This window comes from Acetivibrio ethanolgignens, from assembly GCF_001461035.1.
Classification (GTDB): Bacteria; Bacillota; Clostridia; order Lachnospirales; family Lachnospiraceae; genus Velocimicrobium; species Velocimicrobium ethanolgignens.
The window spans coordinates 1-1,868 of the sequence record NZ_LNAM01000162.1 but is presented as its reverse complement, the minus strand read 5'-3'; the positions used below and the strand labels follow the sequence as shown (position 1 = coordinate 1,868).

Annotated in this window: 1 protein-coding gene; it reads left to right on the top strand. The window is 35.0% G+C overall.

The features are described 5' to 3' along the window. Nucleotides 1-78 precede the first annotated feature (78 nt). Nucleotides 79-1,827, top strand: a complete 1,749-nt coding sequence (locus ASU35_RS10645) for a GmrSD restriction endonuclease domain-containing protein (protein WP_058353005.1) — start codon at nt 79-81, stop codon at nt 1,825-1,827. Nucleotides 1,828-1,868 lie beyond the last annotated feature (41 nt).

Genomic DNA, 1,868 nt, shown 5'->3' with positions numbered 1-1,868 from the left:
TTTTCAAGGTACTATAGGAGAAGGGACAAATCTATTTATGGTTTTGACCTCAATATCATACCTCTGGGAGGAATTTGTATGAATTGGAGTGCTAGGACAGTGAGTAATGAGTTACGCGTTGAAGGGTTTACTATTGGTGAGATTATCACTAATTACGCATTAAACAGGTTTTATGTGAATCGAAGGTATCAACGAAAGTTGGTATGGGAATTAAAAGAAAAGAAGTTGCTTATCGATTCTCTTATGCAGGGTATACCTATTTCCTCTATATTAATTTCAAGTTATACATTAACTGATGAAAATGTTTCAATTCTTGAAATCGTAGACGGGATGCAAAGATTAAACGCAATAGTATCGTTTGTACTTGGAGAATTTAGCGTTGTGTGGGAAGGTAAAGAGTGTTACTTCGACCAAAATTCTAACAATGAAACTTTTAAGTTGTTACAAGAAGGAAAGATACAACTACATGAACAGCTACTTCCAAAAGAAGTATGTTATCAGTTTTGCCGTAAGCAGATTCCAGCGATTGTAACAGGTAAAGATGAAGCTACTGTTGAATTAATCTTTAGTAGAATCAATTCAACCGGAAGAAAGATATCTTCTCATGATTTAAGACAGTCTACAGCTATAGGAGAATTTCCTGACTTAGTGCGTAGAGTAGCAAGTCGTGTTCGGAAGGATTATACTTATGATGATCATATTTGTCTCTGTGATATGCCGAAGATAAGTGTTGGTTACGAAAAGTATGGTTTCGGTGTTGATTTGAATACAGTGTTTTGGCGGCGTCATGATTTAATTAATGTTCCGAATATGAAAGAGTCTACTGATGAGGAGATTATTGAAGCATTAATTGCTACGGTTCTACTTGACGGAGACTTTAGAAAGAGTAAGGACAGATTAAATCAGCTTTACAACAAGGAGACTAAGTTAGGAGCATTAATTGAAAGCAAAGTCGAAGAAATTGGTAAGGGTGTTTTAGAGGATAAGTTTGCAAAAACATTTGATACCATTGATATGATTTTTAATTCAGTTCATTCAGACTTTTCTTCTTTCCTTTTTGCAAATGAACGTACTAGCGGCAAGGATGAGTGCTTTAAGATTCTGTATTTAGCAGTGTATCGGTTACTAGAGGACGGTTTTGTTATTTATGATTACAAGGCTGTAGCAAATGCTATTAAGAATGCAAAGACTTTTATAGCTAAATTTGCTACGAAAGAGAAGGTAGATTACAGGGAGGCAGCAAATGCTGTAGATAATCTGTACAATGTACTACGCCCTGCATTCGGGAAAGAAGTTGTACGAACAAATACGGACATTGAAGTTGAAATTGATAAACGGTTAAGCTATTCAAAAATAGAATTGCAGATGACAGAATTCAAGATAGGTATTTCTACATTCACTAAAAATAAAATAAATAGAAATTGTATCAGTGATATCGCAAAAACCTTAGTGGCCATGGCTAATACTAGTAATAAAGAAGAAGGGTATGTTGTTGTTGGTATAGCGAACAATAAAGAGGCTTTTGACCAATGGTATGATGTGTTTAGACAACAACCAGTAATTGTTAATCAGCATTATGTGCCGGGAATAGATGCAGAGGCTAAAAAACTTTTTAGTGGTGTGGATGAGTACGCAAGGGCTATTACAAAAGCTGTAAAAAGTGAACCTATTTCAAGTAAGTTAAAAGATTTTGTGCTAGCTAATTACGAAGTTGTTGATTATCATGGTGTTGACCTGTTAGTATTTAAAAGTAAAAACGTAGGAGAGGTTAGTTTGTACGCTGATACAAAGTTTGTAAGACAAGGCAGCTCCACTGTCAGAGTATAGCAAAGTAGGTAAAGAAAAACCTAAAACTATACCAAAATTTG